This window comes from Methanobrevibacter sp., from assembly GCF_051877095.1.
GTDB lineage: Archaea > Methanobacteriota > Methanobacteria > Methanobacteriales > Methanobacteriaceae > Methanocatella.
In genome coordinates this window covers 18359-39212 of record NZ_JBJEIO010000011.1, presented here as the reverse complement: position 1 = coordinate 39212, position 20854 = coordinate 18359, and the positions used below count along the sequence as shown (strand labels likewise).

The window sequence follows — 20854 nt, the reverse complement described above, 5'->3', positions numbered from 1 at the left end:
TTAATCGAATCCCAATAGCAGTAGCATCTGCCAGGATCAAACAGAATTGAACACATAACAGATCATAATAAGCTAATATTAAATTGAAATTATGAAGTACGCTAAAAAATATAGACGAGTATACACATAAATTTGAAACAAATAAAATTGTAAATAATTCACCACATCTACAAAACTAACATCATACTTGAGAAATTCAAGTACTCATAAATTATAACTACATGTGGAATGCAACCATCATAGTAAACATTGCTCTATGCAATATACTTAGGTCATCGCCATATAACATATAGTACATCTAATAGATGGACAAATTTTATTAACAAAAGTAATTATAAAATATTGCAAAATATTTTAAAAAAATAAAATAATTAATTATATTAATTTTTTAATCAAAATAAAAATTTTTATTAAATATTTTGATAAATAAACCTTAAAATATTATATTTATAAAATAATTTTAAAAAAATAATAAAACATTAACTAAAAAAAAGATAATTAAAGAAAATAATAAAAGAAAAGAAAACAATGAAGTTTTAGATATTTCAGCATAGACATAAAATAACTAGTATATAAAGATACTTATTATTCTAATGCTTTTTACGAATAACGGAAATCATTCTAGTTAAACTTCTATGCATTTTGATTCCATACTGTTCTACAATATCAAACCCTGCCTCACTAGCAATTGGCTCTAAATCGACATAATGAGGACTAGCCATACAAAGATAAGCATCATCTTTCATGTTATTATAAATAGATTTAAAAAATTCTTTAAATATATCATCACCTTCAATATCTCCAGTAGATGTAGAAATACCATAAGGTGGATCAGTAACTACAGCAGCTACTTTTTCATACATTTTAAGTTCACGTACATCCAGATTAAATGTTCGATAATCCGTAATTCCATAATAATCTAAATTAATTGAAGTACCATTTTTCATTTTCCAATAAATATCTGATCCAACTACCTTACAACCAATTAATCCTGCTTCAATTAAAATTCCACCAGTTCCACAAAATGGATCAAGTAATAATTGGTCTTTTTTGACTCTTGACAAGTTAACCATACATCTTGCCAACTTTGGACTCATAGAACCTGGATAAAAAAAGGGTCTTTTATGTGGTTTGCTATCTTCAAAATGTTTTTTATTTAATTTAAATCTCTCAATAGCAATATAAAACTCATTTTGAAAAACAACAATACGTATCAATGTTTTAGGTTTTGATAAATTAACTTTAATATTATCACAATTTGAAAGAATTAAAGAACCAGCATTTCTTTCAGTTTCCACAGTATCAATTTTCGTATGGAATCTTTTCACACGAACAGCAAAATTCTCATCAATATATGTTGACCAGTTAATAGATAACATATCCTCATCAAAAGTATCAAGATTAGATTCTTTTATAAGTTCATGCACCTCATGAGTATATCCTAACCTTCTAGTTAAAATTTCATAATAAGAATTAAAATTATCCTCTGAAATATTTTTTAAAATAACTAACCCTTCAGTTATAACCTCTATATCTGCTGAAATATTTTCACATTCTATAACAGCTTTTAACTCTGCAAGAGGCAATTGTGAATGTTCTTGTGACTGTATACATAATAATTCCATTAAATTCACCTAAAATAAAAAAATATTATTTATTAAATTTATCAAAATGTCTCCTAATAACCTTTTCACTTGATTCATCCAAATCTATATTTGAAAATTCACTTTCTTCGTTATTATACTGATTTTGAAAATCATCCTCATAGAAATAGTCCTCTTGTACCTCATTAGAATAATAATCATTTTTAGGTTCTAATTCTTCAATGACCCTACTAACCTCATTTTCAAATTTATCCTCATATGGTTCATATTCATATTTGTGTCTTGTTTGACTAAAACTCCTATCTTCAGGATAATATTCATAATCTCTTCTTTGCATATCCCTTTCACGATTAATAGGAGTAATTGGTTCGAATTCATCATATATTTCATCTCGATTAAAATAATCACCATCATCCAAGTAATTATCCTCTTGACGATACGAAAAAGATCTATGTTGATGAGGTTGGAAACTTCTAGAACCTTGCATATATGAGAATATTATATCCTCAATCTCTGAAGGATTTGAAATATTTTTTAACTCTAACTGATTATTATCATAAGCACTAAAGACAGATACAGTGCCTATATTAAGTAATCTTGCAAGAATGTTTTGAGAAGTATTCACATCTTGAATAGTAGCATAAGGCATATAATTCTTTTTAGTTGATATGACACCAGATTTAACCATGATTTTTGAATCAGTTAAAATATACTCAAGAGAATACCAACCCATAATCTGCCATATAATATATATTACAATAATAAGAATGATAACAAAAAAAGCTATAGCTGCATATCTAGTTAATGGTAGTTGAATTTGAGAAATTAAATACACTTGCATTTTACCAACAAATTTAACCACAACTGGTGAAATAGATAAAATAGCAATTAATAAAACTAGAGCGAAAATTGCCTTTTTACAGCCAAAAATCATGTTAGATTTTGTTTTATAAATAATTCGTTCATTAGCTTTGTTCTCATTTTTATTAAATAACATGATTATAATATTAGAATTTACTTTTAAATAAAGTTTTAGAAAAAAAGATTAAATAAATAAGCCTCAGCTCGCCCATCATTCATCACATATCAGAGCTCATAGGGTTCATCATAGGCTTATTCATTAATAATTAAATTAATTATCCAAACATTATTCCAGCTTCAGTATTGAACATTTCATCTTCTTTATTTTTGCTCATTACCTTATCAACAGCATCCATAAAGTCTGTAACACTGATTTTATCACGTTTTTCACGAATTGCGAACATACCTGCTTCAGTACATACTGCTTTTAAATCAGCACCAGATAAACCATCAGTTAAATCAGCAAGTAAGTCAATATCTGCATCATCATCGAAAGACATGTTTTTAGTATGGATTTTAAGAATTTCGCGTCTTCCATCAATGTTTGGAAGTGGAACTTCAATAAATCTATCAAAACGACCAGGACGCAATAATGCTGGATCTAAAATATCTGGTCTATTAGTTGCACCAATAATACCAATATCTCCTCTTGATTCAAATCCATCTAACTCTGCTAAAAGTTGCATTAATGTTCTTTGAACTTCTCTATCCCCACTGGTTGAACTTTTAAGTCTTTTAGCTGCAACAGCATCAAGTTCATCAATAAATATGATTGCTGGAGCTTTTTCTTTAGCAAGTTCAAATACTTCACGTACTAATCTTGCTCCTTCTCCAATGTATTTTTTAACAAACTCTGAAGCAACAATTTTAATGAAAGTAGCATTAGTTTCATTTGCAACTGCTTTTGCGAGTAATGTTTTACCAGTTCCAGGAGGACCATATAATAATATTCCTTTAGGTGGTTCAATTCCTACTTTTTCAAATAATTCTGGTTCAGTTAAAGGTAATTCCACAGTTTCTTTAACTTCTCTAATTTGTTCTTCTAAACCACCAATCTTTTCATAGGTAATATCTGGTTTAGTTTCAATTTCCATTCCTGAAACATTAACATCTTTTTCAGATGGTAAAACTTCAACAATACCAAAAGTTTGTTGATTTAATGCAACCCTTGAACCAGGGACTAATAATTTTTCATCTAAGAATTTTGAGTAATTAACAAGGAAACTAGGTCCTGTACTACTTTTAACAGTCATTCTATTATCATCTAAAACTTCAGTAATAGTAGCTAACACTAAAGGTGGAGATCTAAACCTATCAACTTCTGAACGTAATGATTTAGTTTCTCTCTCAAGTCTAATCTTTTCATTTTCTATTAAGACTTTATCTTTTTCTAATTTCCTAACTTTCCACATTAAGTTACTTTTTGCTTTGGATTTTTCTTCTCTTAACAATTCAATTTCATTTTGTAAATCTTCTACTTTTTCCATTAATTGTTCTTTTGAAGAGTTTTCCAAATCATTAAAATCATCCATGTGAATCATCTCCAGTTAGCGAATAAATTTTTCATAACATTCTACTTTAATAACAATTTGTAATTTTAAAGTATATAAAATTATTCATTTAACAACTGTATCAACAAACATTTAATAACTTAATGATATATATTATTTATTAAAATTAAATAAAGGAAACTGATTAATATGGAATGCGAAATTTGTGGTAAAACAGTACCTGAAGATAATCCAATAAGAGCAAAAATCGAAGGATCAGTTATGGTTGTATGTAAAGAATGTTCAAAACTTGGAACAATACAAAAGGCACCATCTCAACCAAAATTTAGACAACAACCAAAAGGGAAAAAAGCAAAAAGTGCTAAACAAACTAATAATTATTCTAGAAGGGATGAACCTTCAGAAGAATTAATTGAAGATTTTGAATTAAAAATTAGAAAATCAAGAGAATCAAAAAATTGGTCTCGTGAAGATTTAGCTAAAAAAATTAATGAAAGATTATCTGTTATTACTAGAATTGAAACTGGAAAAATGACTCCAGATACTAAATTAACAAAAAAAATTGAAAAGGCTTTAAATATAAAACTTCTTGAAAAAATAAATAATGTTGATTTGAATCAATTCGTAAATACTTCTACAGGCGAACGTACCTTAGGAAGCATAATGAAAATAAAAAGGAAATAACTTTTTCTAGTTAAGACATAAGTAGGAGTTATAGCTTCTATAACTTCTTCTTTTAAATAATTACACAATACAAATAATAATCAATTTTTGATTTTCTACATCTCCTATATCTAATATTTGAGATGAAATAATAAAAAAAAGTATAGTCACTACTTAAGTGACTTATTTAACATAACTGTTTAATTTTTCATTTTTAACATGTCTTTTTTTTCCTTTAATAGAATAATCTATTAAACCATCATTTTTTGCTTTATGAGAATAATAACCTTGGAATACTTTAGCATTATCCAATAATTTCTTTAATTTATAATAACCATCATATTCATCACTAACAACAACTACATGTGCTGGAGGATGAATTTTTTTTACTTGCATAATACTCAAGGTAGTATCTTCTTTTACAAAAAAAGCAGTAGCAACTTTAGATTTTGTTCTAAGTTTTGAATTTAAAATTTTTTCAACCAATGAATCTGCAAATTTAGAGTCAACAACTTTAGGTCGAGTAATTAAATTCAAATTACCATGACGTTCCATATCCGCAATTGCATTAAGTAGTTTTGGATTAGTTTCCCCTCTGATTAAAATTAATGCCATATTAAACACCATATAAAAAAAATAAAAGGTGATTTATCACCTATTTTGGAAAGATTTAAGCAATCTACTTCTGAATAATACTAATAAAATCAAGATAATACCAACAGCCGTTTGGATGCTTCCAAGTATTGTTAAAATGTTTCCATCAATTGGTAAATCCCATGAAGGAGATGATCTCTCACTAGGAAGTGAATTATAATAAACACCAACAGCTTTTGAACCTTGTTTTACATTAATATCTTTAGGTTCAACATGATCAACACCCACTAAAAGACCATTATTAATACCTCTATTAATTGAACCTGCAATCGCAGATGCATCATACCCATATTTAGAAACAGATGCTTCGACAATCTCTTTAGTAGTTTCAGCTAAACCTGGCCTATCACTTCCATAGACTGAAACACTAACCGCCTTAGAACTAACAGTTAATGCATCACCTAACGCTTGATATGCATAAACAGTTCGCACATTACTATTACAAACAGGACATTTATCATATGCTTCTGCCCCAGGGAATCCCATTGCCCATCCACAATCATCACAAACCTTTGAATATGCTTCATCCATTGGATAACCCGTGGAGTTCATTTCTTTAGGTGTAAACATGTCAGAAGTTGAAATACCTGACACTAGGTTTACTCCACCCCCACCATATTTCTCACCAGAATCTTTAGCTACTTCACCCATAGCTTCCGCGAGAATGGTAGTTGCAGGATAACCATCTCTAATCATTTTACCAATATTCATTGCAGTTTCTTTTCTTACAGAATCTGCAGTACCATACAACGGATTTCCTACTGTATTCCTCAAGTGAATAATAGCTCCTTTTTGACCAGGTTGTAATGTTGCTACACCACTATTATATGGAGTCACTTTAATCTCATTACTTGAATCATCAACTGTAATTACATATGCATCAAATGATCCTCCAATAGCAGCACCGATATTCGGACCACCAACAAGCAGACGTGCTCCTTTAAATTGAGATGCTAAAGAAGCAGCAGATGCTGCAGAAGCATTATTCTCCAAACTAGCAACTGCATCAACAATAGACTCTAACCTAGTATCTGAACTACCAGTACCTCCAGATAGCACAGTAAAATGATTAGTTCTAGATAATAAGAAAGTTGACTGGAACATATTGTCTGCAAAAGACATACTTCCAGCAGCTGCACCATTAGGATCTTGTCCAGTAGGATCAGTAATGACCATAATATTACAAGTAGCAGCTACACTACTCATTGTCAACAAGAATATAACAAAAAATACCAATGATATTTTAAATTTATTCAATTTTATTCACCCACCACTTGTTTTATTATCTAATTTCACAGATGAAAAGTCTTCTATTACAGTAACTGTAACTACACCAGTATTTTTATCTACTTGAACATCCGCTGCAGTAATAGGTTGAACAGATGTACCTGGTACTGTGGACCGTGTTGCAAATTCTTGTGCCGTCTGAATGGCATCTTGGAGTGACACTTCCCTTTTTGAAGTCTTTAGAATATCTCCATAAATTACACTACCATCCCTAAAACCTGCTTGCATAACATTTGATCTAATAGTATCAACTGGAACGATATCATTACCTTTAATAATAACACCCGAAATAGCAATACCATCATTTATTTCATCAGAAGATGCAAATGCAACATAGGTAATCAAACGACCACAAAGAATTAAAATAAACGCCAATAATAAAATTATTAATGTGTCTCTTCTAATCTTTATAAACATGATTATTTCCTCTTGTATCAATATTCTTTTATAAAAAGAATCAATTTATACATTTATTATATTGAGTTAATTTAATATTTATATTTATTTTATCTCGTTTAGAACTGACTCAGCAGGATCCATTCCCTGAGCACCAATCAATAAAATAATATCTTTTTTATCAGCTTTTTCATAAACTTTACTTAAACAATCTTTTAAATTATCAAAATGAACATAACGAACATTATTTTCATTTAAAACATTAAAGAAAACTTCTCTTTCTTCTTCATTAACCCAATTTAAATTATCAACAACATCATTACTTGAAGATAAAATCAATTCAATATTATCCCTCATAGATTCTGCAAGAGCTTCGGCATTTAATTGATTAATTTCAACACCTCTTGAACCTCTAATAGCGCATACAACATGTAATTTTTGATTATTTTGAAGTAATTTCAGAGTTTCAGAAATTGTTGATTTAATTCCATCTGGATTATGTGCAAAATCATCATAAATTAACGGTTCATCATTTAATTTTGTAAATCTCCTATTAAGTGCTTTATAAGATTTAACTCCCCTAATAATACAATCCATTTCTATATCCAAAGAGATACATACAGCAATAGCTGATAAAATATTTTGTATAAAATGTTTACCTGTAAATGGTAATTCATCAACAGTTAAAATTGGATTTTCTTTATAATAAATAGCACCCTCATCAAAATAGACTGCATTTAAACAATTCATTTTAGACATAGAAGTATAAAATGGATTTTTTGCATTTAATCTCATTACTAATTCATCATCATAATTTAAAACACATATTCCATCCTCAAATACTTTTGGGACTTCATTTATTTCATTAAATACATCATCAATAGAATTTACAAGACCCACATGATCCATTTCAATATTTGTTATTACACCAACTTGTGGTTTAATAGCTTCACTCATTAATGCTGCATGATTTTTCATTAATTTTCCAAGCCAACCTTGAACTTCAGAAACTTCAATAACTAAATAATCTAATTCACCATTTTTCCTAACTTCATCAGAAATCAATTTAGCAACCATTGGATCAATTAACGTGTTAAATTCAGATTCACTGTCAGTATTTGTAAGAACATGAAAACCACTACTATTTAAAATATGATATATTAAATGAGAAGTAGTTGATTTACCATTTGTTCCTGTTACAATAATATTAGTTGAATTAGGTGAATATTTACTAATGGCATGTGAAAGTGCTAAAGCATTAGCAAGTTCAATTTTATCTGTAATTATTAATGGAAAATTAAGTTTTTCAGCCATTTCAATAGCATCACCCTTTGGATTCTGTGTTATTAAACATGCAATATTTTTTTTAAATGCCATTGCAACACCAACACTATCAATCCAATGTCTTACAACAATATCTCCAGTGTGTGCATCATTTAAAAAAGTAAATCTACCTGAAAACCCTTCTATTGAAAAAAAGTCAACATTCCCCACAAGTTTTCCTTCGACTAATCTGACTAATTCTTGAATATCCATATTATCACTCAAAAAAGAAGAGAATTAAAATATATACATTTTAGCAAGAATACCAATTATACATAATAATATTGTAATTCCCCAATAACTAATTATAATTTTTGTTTCAGACATACCATAATGATTTAAAGTGTGATGCAATGGTTCTACAGGCAATTTAATAATATTTGCTCTGTGAAGCAAACTAACTACTACTGAAATAATAGGTACTCCTAATGCGAGAACTCCGAAATAAGGAACATCACACACTAAAACAGCAGCTGCATAACCAGTACCTAATACAAATGAACCAGTATCTCCCATAAATATTGATGCAGGATATTTATTGAATACTAAAAATCCTAAGCATAAACCTGCAAGAATTAAGAATGGTGGAATAATTGTTAATGGTCCAAATAGATAACCATACACACAACAAGCAATTGAAGCAATTCCCACAATACCTGCTGCAAGACCATCCATACCATCAATAAGATTAACAGAATTAATAGAACCAATAATAGCAATTATTACAACAGGAATAGCTAAAATACCTAATTCAAAACCACCAATTGTTGTAACAATACCAGTTAAAGCAAAGAATAAACCTAATACAATCTGACAGATGATTTTCTCAAGTTCCTCCGGCTCAGTTTTAATTGGAACTTCACCAATAACTTCAACTTTACCCTCTTTAAGTAAATTATCAATTTCAGCTTTTGCTTTAGGAGTAGCAACACGTACTTCTTCTCCAGGTTCAACATCTAATCTTCCAAGAGTAATAATCTCATCAGAACTATTTACAACAATTTTTTGAATTTCTTTAACTTTAAGACCAATTAAATCATCAACTAAACCTACAATTCCTGCTGCAAGCATTATAAAAGATACAAGTAAAATTGGAGTATTCTGATAATATAATGCTATGATTAAAGAAATAGTAAATAAAAATGCAATACCACCCATTGTAGGAGTACCGCTCTTATGTCTATGTTCACTAACTATTGGATTATCAGCAATCCTTGCCTTAATTAATATCCTTTTAACATACCATGTAAAGAATATTGTAGCACATAATGTTATTAAAAAAATAATTAACATGTCTGTATTATTCATTTTACCACACAATAAATCTTTTAAATTAATTAAAATATCTATTGATAATAGTATATAATTATAACTTATAATACATAGTTATATCAATTTTGAAACTAACTTTTCAAGATTATCTTTAGAATTAGCTCTTGCAGTAACTCTTTGATAACCTTCAGGACCATGAACAATAAAGTTATTGTCTTCAAATGATTTTGCAGGTTCTTTTGGAGCTGGACCTTCATAATTACCAATTGGAATTTCAGTTGAATAATAATATCCTAATTTATCTGAAATATTTGCCAATGAAAATTCACCAATAGCCATATTAACCAATTCACATAATGAATTAACACCACAAGTTGCAGTTGTTAAATATCTTGTACCATTAGGACGAGTATTAACCTCAATAGCATATAATTGATCATTTTTAGCAGAATACATGAAATCCATCTCAAAAATACCATCAGAATCCAAGTATTTAGCAATTTTATAAGCAATATGTTGGACTAAATTATTATCTAATCCTTGAACCATACAAGGACCTGTTTTAACTTTATTTAATGGATGTGTTCCTTCAAAAGTAGTTTCACCTTTATATATCGGAGGCAAAGCAACATACTCTCCATTAAATCCTAATACCTCTATAGAAATTTCAGATCCCTCAATAAATTCTTCACATAATGCTTGATTGAATTTTTCAAAGTATTCATTAACATCTTCCATCGATTTGGCAATTTTAATATCTTTTCCACCTTGACCTTCACCCTGCTTCAATACAATTGGAAAATCTAATGTTAACTCTTCAGGACTATTCAATATTTGGTAATCTGGAGTTACTACACCAATTTCTTGATAAAATTTTTTAGTTTTAATCTTATCAGAAGTTAATTCCACTGCACTTACTCCAGCAGCAATTACTGGAATCCCATATTCCTCTTCAATTTCTTCTTTCATGTGTGCAACATCTATTAATGGAGGATCAATTCCTATTAATGGAACAATAGCATCAACTTTTTGCATTAATGCAACTTGTTTTGGACCATCCATTCCACGAGGAACAATAAATACTTGATCAGGCAAATCAAGATTAATAGCATTTTCATTAGATTCAGTTAAAACACTTTCAATGTTTTTTCTTTTTACATACCAATCAATATCATCATATAATCTTGAACCAATAAATAATAATTTCATAATATACTCCCCTTTAATAAATCAACGAAATAAAAAGCTGTTTTTTCAACATTTTCTGTCGGCTTTTCACCCCACTCCATAGTTTCAGGTTCAATTCCAACAAATATTATTTTAAAATCATTATCTCTTTCTAAATATTTGACAAAATAAGATAATGACATTGAATGTGTTGAAATACCAATTTTTGCAAATTCATCTTTATCAACAATTTTGATATCTCCGGGTTGAGCTCCCATTAAGCATGCATCAACTATAATTACATGACTTGGTTGTTCTTTTCTAATTTTACCTGTGAAATTCTCAGGGACTGTTTCTGCATTAATTAATATTAAATTATCTTTTTCAATATTTTCTTCAATTAGTTTCTTAATAATAAATGGTCCTACACCATCATCAGTTTTAAGCTCATTACCAACACCCAATACCATTAATTTTTTAAAATCAACTAAAAAACTCTTTAATTCTAAATCAAAAGACAATATATCACCTTAATAATATTCAGTATGAATACTTTCTATTCCATTCCCCATTATATATTTTAATCTTACATTTATTAAATTATTTACACTTACAGACTTTTCATCTAATGGTATTAACAATGGTGGATTCAACATAGGTAATGGTCCTACAATTAAATCATCATTAAGTTTAGTGTAACTTGTAATCTTTAATCCATTAATAATCCCTGATTTATCTGTTTTTAATGTCAAATCAACTTCCAATTTTGGATTAATTTCATTTAAAAAATTTAATTCACAATAAACTATTGGTTTTGAATAAGTCTCATAATTTGCCCCTTCATCCCAATGAATATAATTCCTTTCAAGATTAACAAGTTCAACTGTGTTAATAATACCTTGAGGTATAATCATGCCCTCTTCTTTTAAAAATTGCTTAGCATAATTAAGAACGGGCACCTCTTCCTCATCAATTAATGCAGTATCCAACATTTCACAAACAATTAAATCAGCTTTTTTTGTAAAATCATATTTTAAAATATCTGAATTAATTACTTGGACATTTTCAAATGAGTTTAAATTTTCTTTAGCACAATCATATGCTTTTTTATCAATTTCAAAAGAAATAACTTCATCGAAATACTCATTTAAAAAATAAGATAAAATACCACTGCCACATCCTAAATCATAAGCTAGTTCATTATTTCCTTCATAATCAGCAATAGCTTCAAAAAAAGCAGATAATCTATTATTATCTTTAAGTAAATCAAAATGGTATGGTGTTGTTTTAAATTTCATGTCACTAAAATAAAAAAAAAGAAATTAATGGTGATGATCGTGATCATGTGAATGACCAGGTTCACTGAATTCTTCACCATTTGCAGTACTTGTGAGTTTTACGTGTTCAACTCCTTTAAGCCTCATGATTCTTTCAGTTAAATCACGAATTTTGACAATATCCCCATTTACCACAACAATTTCCATACAATACTTATCAGTCATGTGAATATGCATGCTACTATTAATTTCATCTCTGAAACTATGTTGAATCTCAGCAAGATTCTCCATAACACCAGTATAATGATGATCATAAATAATAGTTATAATACCTATCCTTTGACCTTCCATAGAATTCATCCATTGATATCTTACAATATAATCTTGAAGTGCATCACGAATTCCTTTTGAACGAGACTGATATCCCCTATCTCTTAATACTTCATCAAAATTAGCGAGTAATTTTTTTGGCAATGACATACTTATTCTCATCATAATAATACACATTAAAAATCAATTATTACTTATATGTAGGATAATTAAGTATATAAATATTATGATTAATTCATAAAATATTATTAACAATAATATTAAAAATTCATTGAAAAATATTATTCAACTAACAAATAATACTCGCCATCACTCTTATCAATAGGTTTTAGAAGACCTTTGTTTTGAAGAGATAATATAATATGATACATCCTAAAATTAGTGAGTTTCAAATCACCATAAAGTAAATGACCCTCAAGGATGTATTTTGAAATTAAATTTTTATCATCAACTAAACTTTTGATTAAATTATAAGATTCTTTTTCTTTTAAATTTAGTTCTAACTCTTCAACATCCTTTCTAGAATTAACAGTATTAATTTCCTTTTCACTTCCAGATAAACTAACTTTATTATCTTTAAAAACAACTAAACATTTATCTTGAAGCTCTTCAAGAATCTGAACTAAATCATATTCATGAAATCCTAATTCCTTTTTTAAAACATTTACTGGGATTCCATCAGGATATTCCAAGTTAAATATTTTAACTTGATCTAAAACCACTTCTTCTTTTTTGGTAATAGTTATCATACAATCAGAAAAATTTAATTTTATACTAAATAATATAATAATAATGATACTTAAATATTTATGATAATTGTAATTCATTTTCAAGTGCTTCTTGTTCTTGTCTATTTTTCTCAGCATTTTCCTCAGGAGTTAAATCATAAGGCCTTGTGAAAAATAAATCAATATCATTAACAACTTGACAAATTGACATATGCAATAACTCTTTTAACGCTAAACTTTTTTGGACTCTGTTTAAAGAATCATCACAGTAAATTTCATCATGATCTTTTTTATAGTCTTGACGTATTTTAGAAGGATCTAAATCAATTTCCAATTTATTTGCATCATATTCTTCAGTTAAGACTAAAAAATTAATTAATTCTTCTTTTTCATCTTCAAAATCATTATTCTCATCTGCAATAACATCATGGAAATAACTACTTACTGAATGAAAAACATCTCTTGAAACATTTCCATTAATAATATTATTCATAAATAAACTAAATATCTCTGAGATATAATATTTACCATTTTCTTCTTTTGTTTGAAAAACTAATTCATTTTCCACATTTGCAACATATTGGATTAAACTAATCTCTTTACCTTTTTCAAATGATTTGATGTCAAATTTAGTATTATTTAATTTATAATCAGCATTACTTTTTAATGCATTATCAATATTTTCAATATCTTCTTTTGTAATTTCCATAAAATTTTCAGACATTTCATTACCCCATTAATATTTTTGATATCATGTTAAAAGTATTTATTTATTAAACTTTATAATAAAATCATGAAAAGTAAGTCTATACTATTTGAACTTAAAAAATTATCTTCACAAGATACCATTACAAAAAAAGAACTAATGAATTTATTAAAAAAATATGCTAATATCATCTCAGTATACGACTTAATGATGGCTACAGCACAAATGAGAAAAGATGGAGAATATGTTCATGCTAACTACCGTGAAAAATACTTAAAAGTTTATATTGAATATTTTATCATGCGTATGAGAGAAGTCTTAGAAAAAGAAGAATATAATCATGATAGTAACATTGATAAAAAAGCTTTTGATCAATCTTTTCCAATGCTTGAAAGAGTCTTCGAAAAAGAAAGAATAAGTTCATCAGAAGAAGATAAATTTCCATTAATTTATGTTATTACTTCATTATACACCACATTTATTTTAGAAGAACCAATTCACCCTGTTGGAAGTGAATTTCCAGGTAGTTTAAAAGTGGAAGAAAGAAATGGGAAATTTTTATGCCCAGTTAAAGATAAACAAGCAGACAATGTTAATGCGATTTGTCATTTATGCCTTGCAGAACAAACACCAGATATTTAGGAAATTGAAAAATATGAGAATTTGTCTTTATGGATCAGGAAGTGCTGAGATAGATAAAATTTATACCAATGCTGCATATAAATTAGGCTGTTTAATAGCTCAAAAATCCCATACTCTTGTTTATGGTGGTGGAGACAATGGAATTATGGGTGCATGTGCTCAAGGAGTTCTAGAGAATAATGGAAAGTTAATCGGAATAGCTCCTGAATGGATAAAGGACTACGATAAATTATGTAAAAATTGTAGTGAATTTATTTATGTTGAATCCATGGATAAAAGAAAAAATAAATTTTTAGAAGAATCTGATGTATTTATTATCGCACCTGGCGGAATTGGTACTTTAGATGAATTTTTTGAAACAATAGTCCTTAGAAAACTCGAAAGGCATAATAAAGAAATTATTATTTTTAACATAGATGGTTTTTACAATAAAATGTTTGATATGTTTGATGATATGGTGCAAAAAAGATTCCTATTCAACCATGACAATCTTGTCAAAATTGCAAATACAGTAGATGAAATCTTTGAGTATTTAGAATCATCTTAAAAACCATAGGACGCATCTAAAAAAATTTATAAAAAAAGAGAAAAGAAATAAAATGTTCATTTCTTAATTGTTTCAATTGCGCTTTTAGCACCTGTTTTTACAAAAGCACTTTCATCATCAAGTAATTTTTCAAGTTCAGGAATAGCTTTCTCATCACCTAAGTTTCCAAGTGCCCAAGCAGCTGCTCCTCTTACTTTCCAATCTTCATCTTCTAAAATTTCAATTAATGGATCAACAGCAGGTGCACCCATACGAGATAAAGCAGTGGATGCTTCTCTTCTAACGAGTTTATTATTGTCTTTTAATGCTCCAATTAATGCAGGAATAGCTTTTTCATCATTAATTGCACCTAAAAGAGTAGCAACATGTAATCTAACATTTTTCTTTCTGTGTGATAATGCATCAATTAGATCATCAAGTGCTTGTGAACCTTTCATTTCTAATTGTCCAAGTGCATCTTCAACAACAAAATCATCTTTATCATTTAATAATTCAATCAATTCTTCAGTAGTATTTTCCATTCTAATCCCTCAAATTGAATATAGTTACTATAATTTTAGTAATTAATATAATATATATTCTTAATGTATAAATATATTTCGGCGACATACGAACAAATTCAATTATCATTTTAAATATAATTAAATCAATATTAATAGTATATCAAAAATTATCATAAGTGAGACAATGTATAATATTGCAATAATAAGTGGAGATGGGATAGGTAGAGAAGTAATGTCTGCCTGCGAATATTTACTTGATAAGTTAGATTTAGAGTTTAGCTTTAACTATGGTGAAGCAGGCTTTGATTGTTTTAATAAAAATGGAACAACATTACCTGAAGAAACAATTAAAATAGCTAAAAATAGTGATGCAGTACTATTTGGAGCATCAACTTCAACACCTGGAGAACCTAGCCCAATTATCAATTTAAGAAAAGAACTTAATGTTTATGCAAATATAAGGCCAATCAAATCATACAAAGGAGTAAATGCAATTCGTGATGATATTGACTTTGTAATTGTTAGAGAAAATACTGAAGGATTATATTCTCAAGCAGAATATGGTGATGAAAATAAAGTAATCGCTGAGAGAATAATCAGTAGAAAAGCATCTGAGAAAATATCACGTGCAGCATTTAATTTATGTATTAAACGAGGTCAAAGCAAAGTTACTTGTGTTCACAAAAGTAATGTCTTAAAAAAGACTGATGGCATATTCAAAGAAAGTTTCTACAAAGTAGCACAGGATTATCCTCAAATTACTACAGAAGATTTATATATTGATGCAACAGCAATGTATTTAATCACACAACCTCAAAATTTCAATGTCATTGTTTCAACTAATTTATTCGGAGACATATTATCTGATGAAAGTGCAGGACTTGTAGGAGGACTCGGTCTCGCCCCATCCGGAAATATTGGAGATCACAACGGATTATTTGAACCTGTTCATGGATCAGCACCAGATATTGCTGGAAAAAATATTTCAAATCCATGTTCTATGATACTCTCTGCTTCAATGATGCTTGATTATTTAGGTGAATGGGAAATTTCAAATAACATGAAAAATGCAGTTGAAAAAGTAATTTCAGACTGTAAAATAAGAACCCCAGACCTTGGAGGAGATTCCTCAACTATGGAAGTCACCAAAGCAATAGTTAAGGAGTTAATATAAATGTTAAATATCACTACTTTTTTAGATGCAAATTCAAAACGTCTAGATAAAAATGTATTATATAATCCAACAACCGGAGAAAAATATAATTCTAGTGAAATTTTATCAATTGTTTCTGAAATCGGCAGAACATTAAAAGAAATGGGGATTCAAAAAGGTGATAGAGTCTTAATATACTTAAAAAATTCTGAAGAATATTTATTTTCACTTTTTGCAATATGGAGAATAGGTGCAATAGCTATTCCAACCAACAGAGTTTTTACAGCTAATGAACTCGAATACATTGTAAGCGACTCAAAAGCAAAATTAATGATTACTGACATGGATGCAAAAGACATTATTGATATTAAAACATATATCCCAGAGAACATTTCTAATTTTAAAAATTGTGAAGTTTTAGAATCTGAAAATACTAACTGGGATGATTTATGTCAATTACAATACACTTCTGGAACTACTGGACAACCTAAAGGTGCAATGCTCACTCATGGAAATTATTTTACTGCAATACACAATGAGTGTGATGTTTTAACTTTAAAACAATCCGATGTATTTTTAGGAATATATCCAATGGCACATGTTGGTTTATCTTGGGCAATAGCTGCACTAAGAGCAGCTGCTTATTATATTTTAATTGAACAATTCAATATTGATGAATATTTAGAATTATGTGAAAGAGAAAAAGTAACTGTTTTAACTGGAATGCCTCCGGTAATACATTCATTAACTACAATAGATGCACGCAAACAACTTAAAAGTGTGCGTGAAATTATTTCAGGTGGTGGACCACTACATAAAAAAATATGGAAAGACTTCCATCAAACTTATCAAATACCGATTATTAATGCTTATGGATTATCTGAAACAATTGTTATTGGTACTGGTACAGTTATTCGACCAGAAGACTATTGGGAAGCAGATAAATTTGAAAGTGTAGGTCATCCCGTTTGTTTTTCTGAAGTTAAAATTGTTAATGAACATGACCCTAGTATGACTTTACCTAACTATGAACAAGGTGAAATTGCACTTAGAGGACCTGCAATTGCAAAAGGATACTGGGGCAATGAAGAAAAAACAAAATCATCATTTTTAGATGATGGTTGGTTTTTAACTGGAGATGTTGGATATCTTGACGAGGATAATCGTTTATTTATTACTGATCGTAAAAAAGACATGATTGTAATGAGTGGATGGAAAATATATCCAACAGAAGTAGAAGAAGTATTAATCAAATACCCTGCCGTTAAAGAAATAGCTATTTTCAGTATAAATGATTGCCATAGAGGTGAAATTCCAGTAGCTGCAGTTGTTTGGAAAAATGATGAAGATGAGGAAGGACTAATTAGTTATGCTCGAGAGAACTTATCTAGATATAAAGTTCCAAGAAAGATATTTACACTTAATGAGCTTCCAAGGGTAAATGGTTGGAAATTACTTAGGAGAGAATTAAGAAAAATGTTTAAAGAATAAAAAAGGTAGTATGGAATTATTTATAAACCATAGTTCCAATACCATTTGTTGTAAATATTTCAAAAAGTAAAGAATGTTCTTTACGTCCATCAATAATATGGCATGATTTAACACCATTATTAATAGCATTTACACAAGTTTCTATTTTTGGAATCATACCGCCAGATATAATACCTTCTTCAATAAGACCAGGTACTTCATCCACTTTAATTTTTTGAATTAAAGATGTTGGATCTGAAGGATCTCTTAAAACACCTGGAACATCGGTTAAAATAATTAATTTTTCAGCACCAACAGCACTTGCAACTTCTCCTGCTGCAGTATCAGCGTTTAAGTTAAGACTAGTTCCATCTTCAGCAATCCCTACAGGAGATATTACTGGAATATAATTATTATCTAAAAATAAATCTAATAACTCAGTGTTTATACTATCAACTTCACCTACAAGACCTAAATCAACTATTTCTTCATCTATCTTTTTCACTTCTTTTTTATGAGCAAATATTAAACTTGAATCTTTTCCAGATAAACTTATTGCTTGACCATCATGCTTAATAAGTTCTGATACAATTTCAGTTGATATTTTACCAACCAATACCATTTCAATAATTTCCATAGTTTCTTCATCAGTAACTCTTAATCCTTTGATAAATTTAGCTTGTTTACCAAGTTTATCCATAGATCTTGATATTTCAGGACCTCCACCATGTACAATTAATGGTTTCATTCCAACATATTTAAGTAAAACAGTATCACGAGCTGTGGAGGACTTTGCATCATCATCTACCATTGCATGTCCACCATACTTAATCAATATTTTTTTATCATGAAAATTTTTAATATATGGTAAAGCTTCAATTAAAACATCTATATCTTTCATCTAATCACTACATTAAACATTTCTATTAAATCATTAATAAATTTACAGTATTTTATACTTAAAAAAATATTTTTCTTTTCATAATATAATCAAAATTATTTTTGTAATATTATTAATTTATTAACATTACATTCTAAAACCCATATATAGTACCATTATTGCACTATTTTTAAAATAAAATCTTTTTTAATTCATTTTGTATTTAAAATGGATTTAAATTATTTCTATCAAAAAATGAGAATTTTAGAAATAATTAGAAAATAATCCATGATACAATTTAAAATTATTATAAAAAAAAGAAATAGGGATTATTAACCCCTTACAAACCAAGTTCAAAAGTGAACCTGTATTCTTGATTAACAATTTGCATTCCTTTAAATGAACCTTTTAAAATATCTGCAACTTTTTGTAAATCCTCTACAGTTATAGAATTACCATTTCCTAATGGAGAGAAAAATGTAATTTCATCATCAGTAATAATGTAATTCAAAAGTTTTGTGTTTTCTTTCTGATATTTTTCAACAATCACTAAAATTTCTTCTTCAACAGATTTATCTAGATTTGTCATAATATCACCTTCAAATATAGTTTAGTTAAAAAACATATAAATTTTATTATATTAACTTAAAAAAAATGTACGATGAAAAAATATGTACATATAATAAAATAAAAATTAACGAATTATCCATTAATATACATATAATACTTATTTCAATAATTACTGATTCAAATATTGTAAAAATTCTTAGATTAAATAATACTCAAAACAAAAGAAAATTATACTCTGAATTTCGAGTTCAAAAAATAGTATAAAAAAATAAGTATTGAAAAGAAAATCTTTAAAGTTGCAGAAATATATTTATCTAGTAATTATAAACAATAAACATAGTTCCCAACAACTTTATTTCTCATATTTTAAATTCCAAACTTTTTATTAAAATATTTCTGTTTTAAATCTAAATTAAGCTCTTCTATATCTGCACCAGACATTGCTCTTTGTAAAATTTTATAACAAGCTTTTTTAGGTACAGTAATATTTTTAATGTGAGATTTAATCCAAATTTTATCAAATCTTTTCTTCAAACTTCCTAAATCAAGTTTTTCTAATACATTTTTTAAATTAATGACATTTGCATAATCAACAACATTATAAGTAGCATAAGTTTGAGGATCCATTACAATAGGATTTAATCCTAAAATGAAACGTTGCAAATCATAGTCTAAGAAAGATTCATAATCTTTATTGTAAGCATAAACATGTGCTTTTGCAGTTAATGCATCAATGAAAACTAAAAATTGATTACTAATTAATGATCTAGATATAATTTCATCACAAAACTTTAAAGCAGTTTTGAGATTATCTTCAGAGGAATTTTTTCTATATGCTTCATAATCTTCAAATCTGAATGCAACAAGAGCAAACATGTATAAATCTATCCATTCATTTTCTTTTAAAAATTCTTTTGCTTTATCAGTCAATACTAAATCAGAAGATATATCCTCAGTACTATCAGAAGTTTCTCCATTGTCTTCATTTAATATAGGTAAAACTCTATCTATAAGTTCTTGTTTTTTACCAGAAACTTTTAAACCATTTTCTCTTAAAATATCCTTTAATTCAGCAACAGTGTATTTTTTGGATATTTCCTCACTAGTTACTGATTCATCATTACTGACTGCGACATTGAATTCCCCTTCAAGATATCCTTCACCAATCATATATTTAATACAATCTTGTCCTGAAGGAAAAGTTCCAAATTGACCTTCATTTAAAATATCATCAAGTTCATATCCATTATCTAAAAAATTCAAAACATTAAAAACTTCTAATTTTTGTTCACTCACATAAACACCTTTTA

23 protein-coding genes are annotated in these 20854 nt (G+C 28.2%); 5 read left to right on the top strand and 18 right to left on the bottom strand.

The window, feature by feature from the left end:
• Window positions 1-590 precede the first annotated feature (590 nt).
• The 3 genes from ACI389_RS06960 to ACI389_RS06950 form a co-directional block, all read right to left on the bottom strand.
• Entirely contained in the window at window positions 591-1625 is a 1035-nt protein-coding gene (locus ACI389_RS06960) for a TIGR01177 family methyltransferase (protein ID WP_439780813.1), read from the bottom strand.
• A gap of 25 nt (window positions 1626-1650) precedes the next feature.
• Entirely contained in the window at window positions 1651-2601 is a 951-nt protein-coding gene (locus ACI389_RS06955; RefSeq protein WP_439780812.1) for a PH domain-containing protein, read from the bottom strand.
• Window positions 2602-2740: 139 nt separating this feature from the next.
• Window positions 2741-3979, bottom strand: coding sequence for a proteasome-activating nucleotidase (locus ACI389_RS06950; protein WP_439780815.1), 1239 nt, complete (start codon window positions 3977-3979; stop codon window positions 2741-2743).
• Between the two features lie 186 nt (window positions 3980-4165).
• On the opposite strand from ACI389_RS06950, the gene ACI389_RS06945 reads away from it, so the two are divergent.
• Window positions 4166-4660: a multiprotein bridging factor aMBF1 gene (locus ACI389_RS06945; RefSeq protein ID WP_439780811.1), complete on the top strand. Its 495-nt coding sequence runs from the start codon at window positions 4166-4168 to the stop codon at window positions 4658-4660.
• Between the two features lie 162 nt (window positions 4661-4822).
• Here ACI389_RS06945 and ACI389_RS06940 read toward each other — a convergent pair whose 3' ends face one another.
• The 11 genes from ACI389_RS06940 to ACI389_RS06890 form a co-directional block, all read right to left on the bottom strand.
• Window positions 4823-5254, bottom strand: coding sequence for a DUF356 domain-containing protein (locus ACI389_RS06940; RefSeq protein WP_439780810.1), 432 nt, complete (start codon window positions 5252-5254; stop codon window positions 4823-4825).
• Between the two features lie 36 nt (window positions 5255-5290).
• On the bottom strand, window positions 5291-6499 hold the full coding sequence (locus ACI389_RS06935; RefSeq protein WP_439780814.1) for a hypothetical protein: 1209 nt from the start codon (window positions 6497-6499) through the stop codon (window positions 5291-5293).
• A gap of 57 nt (window positions 6500-6556) precedes the next feature.
• Window positions 6557-6997: a hypothetical protein gene (locus tag ACI389_RS06930; RefSeq protein ID WP_439780809.1), complete on the bottom strand. Its 441-nt coding sequence runs from the start codon at window positions 6995-6997 to the stop codon at window positions 6557-6559.
• Window positions 6998-7081: 84 nt separating this feature from the next.
• Complete coding sequence (locus tag ACI389_RS06925) at window positions 7082-8512, bottom strand: Mur ligase family protein (protein WP_439780808.1); 1431 nt, start codon at window positions 8510-8512, stop codon at window positions 7082-7084.
• Window positions 8513-8536: 24 nt separating this feature from the next.
• Window positions 8537-9619: a glycosyltransferase family 4 protein gene (locus ACI389_RS06920; RefSeq protein ID WP_439780807.1), complete on the bottom strand. Its 1083-nt coding sequence runs from the start codon at window positions 9617-9619 to the stop codon at window positions 8537-8539.
• Between the two features lie 66 nt (window positions 9620-9685).
• The gene (locus ACI389_RS06915; RefSeq protein WP_439780806.1) at window positions 9686-10780 is read right to left on the bottom strand and encodes an ATP-grasp domain-containing protein; all 1095 of its coding nucleotides are present in this window, start codon (window positions 10778-10780) and stop codon (window positions 9686-9688) included.
• Window positions 10777-11259, bottom strand: a complete 483-nt coding sequence (hycI, locus tag ACI389_RS06910; protein ID WP_439780805.1) for a hydrogenase maturation peptidase HycI — start codon at window positions 11257-11259, stop codon at window positions 10777-10779. Before hycI ends, ACI389_RS06915 begins: the two co-directional genes overlap by 4 nt.
• A 9-nt stretch (window positions 11260-11268) precedes the next feature.
• Complete coding sequence (locus ACI389_RS06905; protein ID WP_439780804.1) at window positions 11269-12036, bottom strand: methyltransferase domain-containing protein; 768 nt, start codon at window positions 12034-12036, stop codon at window positions 11269-11271.
• Window positions 12037-12060: 24 nt separating this feature from the next.
• A complete protein-coding gene (gene nikR / locus ACI389_RS06900) occupies window positions 12061-12510 on the bottom strand; it encodes a nickel-responsive transcriptional regulator NikR (protein ID WP_432645680.1) in 450 nt (149 codons plus the stop codon).
• Window positions 12511-12626: 116 nt separating this feature from the next.
• Entirely contained in the window at window positions 12627-13094 is a 468-nt protein-coding gene (locus ACI389_RS06895; protein ID WP_439780803.1) for a hypothetical protein, read from the bottom strand.
• 58 nt (window positions 13095-13152) lie between these two features.
• Complete coding sequence (locus ACI389_RS06890) at window positions 13153-13797, bottom strand: hypothetical protein (RefSeq protein ID WP_439780802.1); 645 nt, start codon at window positions 13795-13797, stop codon at window positions 13153-13155.
• A gap of 69 nt (window positions 13798-13866) precedes the next feature.
• Between ACI389_RS06890 and ACI389_RS06885 the strand changes: the two genes are divergently transcribed.
• Together ACI389_RS06885 and ACI389_RS06880 are read left to right on the top strand one after the other, a co-directional pair.
• Complete coding sequence (locus tag ACI389_RS06885; protein WP_439780801.1) at window positions 13867-14421, top strand: DUF2115 domain-containing protein; 555 nt, start codon at window positions 13867-13869, stop codon at window positions 14419-14421.
• Window positions 14422-14434: 13 nt separating this feature from the next.
• Window positions 14435-14968 carry a TIGR00730 family Rossman fold protein gene (locus ACI389_RS06880; RefSeq protein ID WP_439780800.1) on the top strand — a complete coding sequence of 178 codons (534 nt, stop codon included), beginning with the start codon at window positions 14435-14437 and terminating at the stop codon, window positions 14966-14968.
• Window positions 14969-15024: 56 nt separating this feature from the next.
• On the opposite strand, the gene ACI389_RS06875 is transcribed toward ACI389_RS06880, so the two are convergent.
• Entirely contained in the window at window positions 15025-15489 is a 465-nt protein-coding gene (locus ACI389_RS06875; protein WP_439780799.1) for a HEAT repeat domain-containing protein, read from the bottom strand.
• Between the two features lie 166 nt (window positions 15490-15655).
• On the opposite strand from ACI389_RS06875, the gene aksF reads away from it, so the two are divergent.
• A complete protein-coding gene (gene aksF, locus ACI389_RS06870; protein WP_439780798.1) occupies window positions 15656-16645 on the top strand; it encodes a homoisocitrate dehydrogenase in 990 nt (329 codons plus the stop codon).
• The gene (locus ACI389_RS06865; RefSeq protein ID WP_439780797.1) at window positions 16646-18115 is read left to right on the top strand and encodes a class I adenylate-forming enzyme family protein; all 1470 of its coding nucleotides are present in this window, start codon (window positions 16646-16648) and stop codon (window positions 18113-18115) included.
• A gap of 16 nt (window positions 18116-18131) precedes the next feature.
• Here the strand turns inward: ACI389_RS06865 and argB are convergent, their stop codons facing one another.
• The 3 genes from argB to ACI389_RS06850 all read right to left on the bottom strand — a co-directional run bounded on the left by argB (window position 18132) and on the right by ACI389_RS06850 (window position 20840).
• Window positions 18132-18995 (bottom strand): acetylglutamate kinase, encoded by an 864-nt coding sequence (gene argB / locus ACI389_RS06860; protein ID WP_439780796.1) that lies wholly within the window; start codon window positions 18993-18995, stop codon window positions 18132-18134.
• Window positions 18996-19314: 319 nt separating this feature from the next.
• Window positions 19315-19563, bottom strand: a complete 249-nt coding sequence (locus ACI389_RS06855; protein ID WP_439780795.1) for a hypothetical protein — start codon at window positions 19561-19563, stop codon at window positions 19315-19317.
• A gap of 347 nt (window positions 19564-19910) precedes the next feature.
• Window positions 19911-20840 carry an SAP domain-containing protein gene (locus tag ACI389_RS06850; protein ID WP_439780794.1) on the bottom strand — a complete coding sequence of 310 codons (930 nt, stop codon included), beginning with the start codon at window positions 20838-20840 and terminating at the stop codon, window positions 19911-19913.
• Between the last annotated feature and the right edge of the window lie 14 nt (window positions 20841-20854).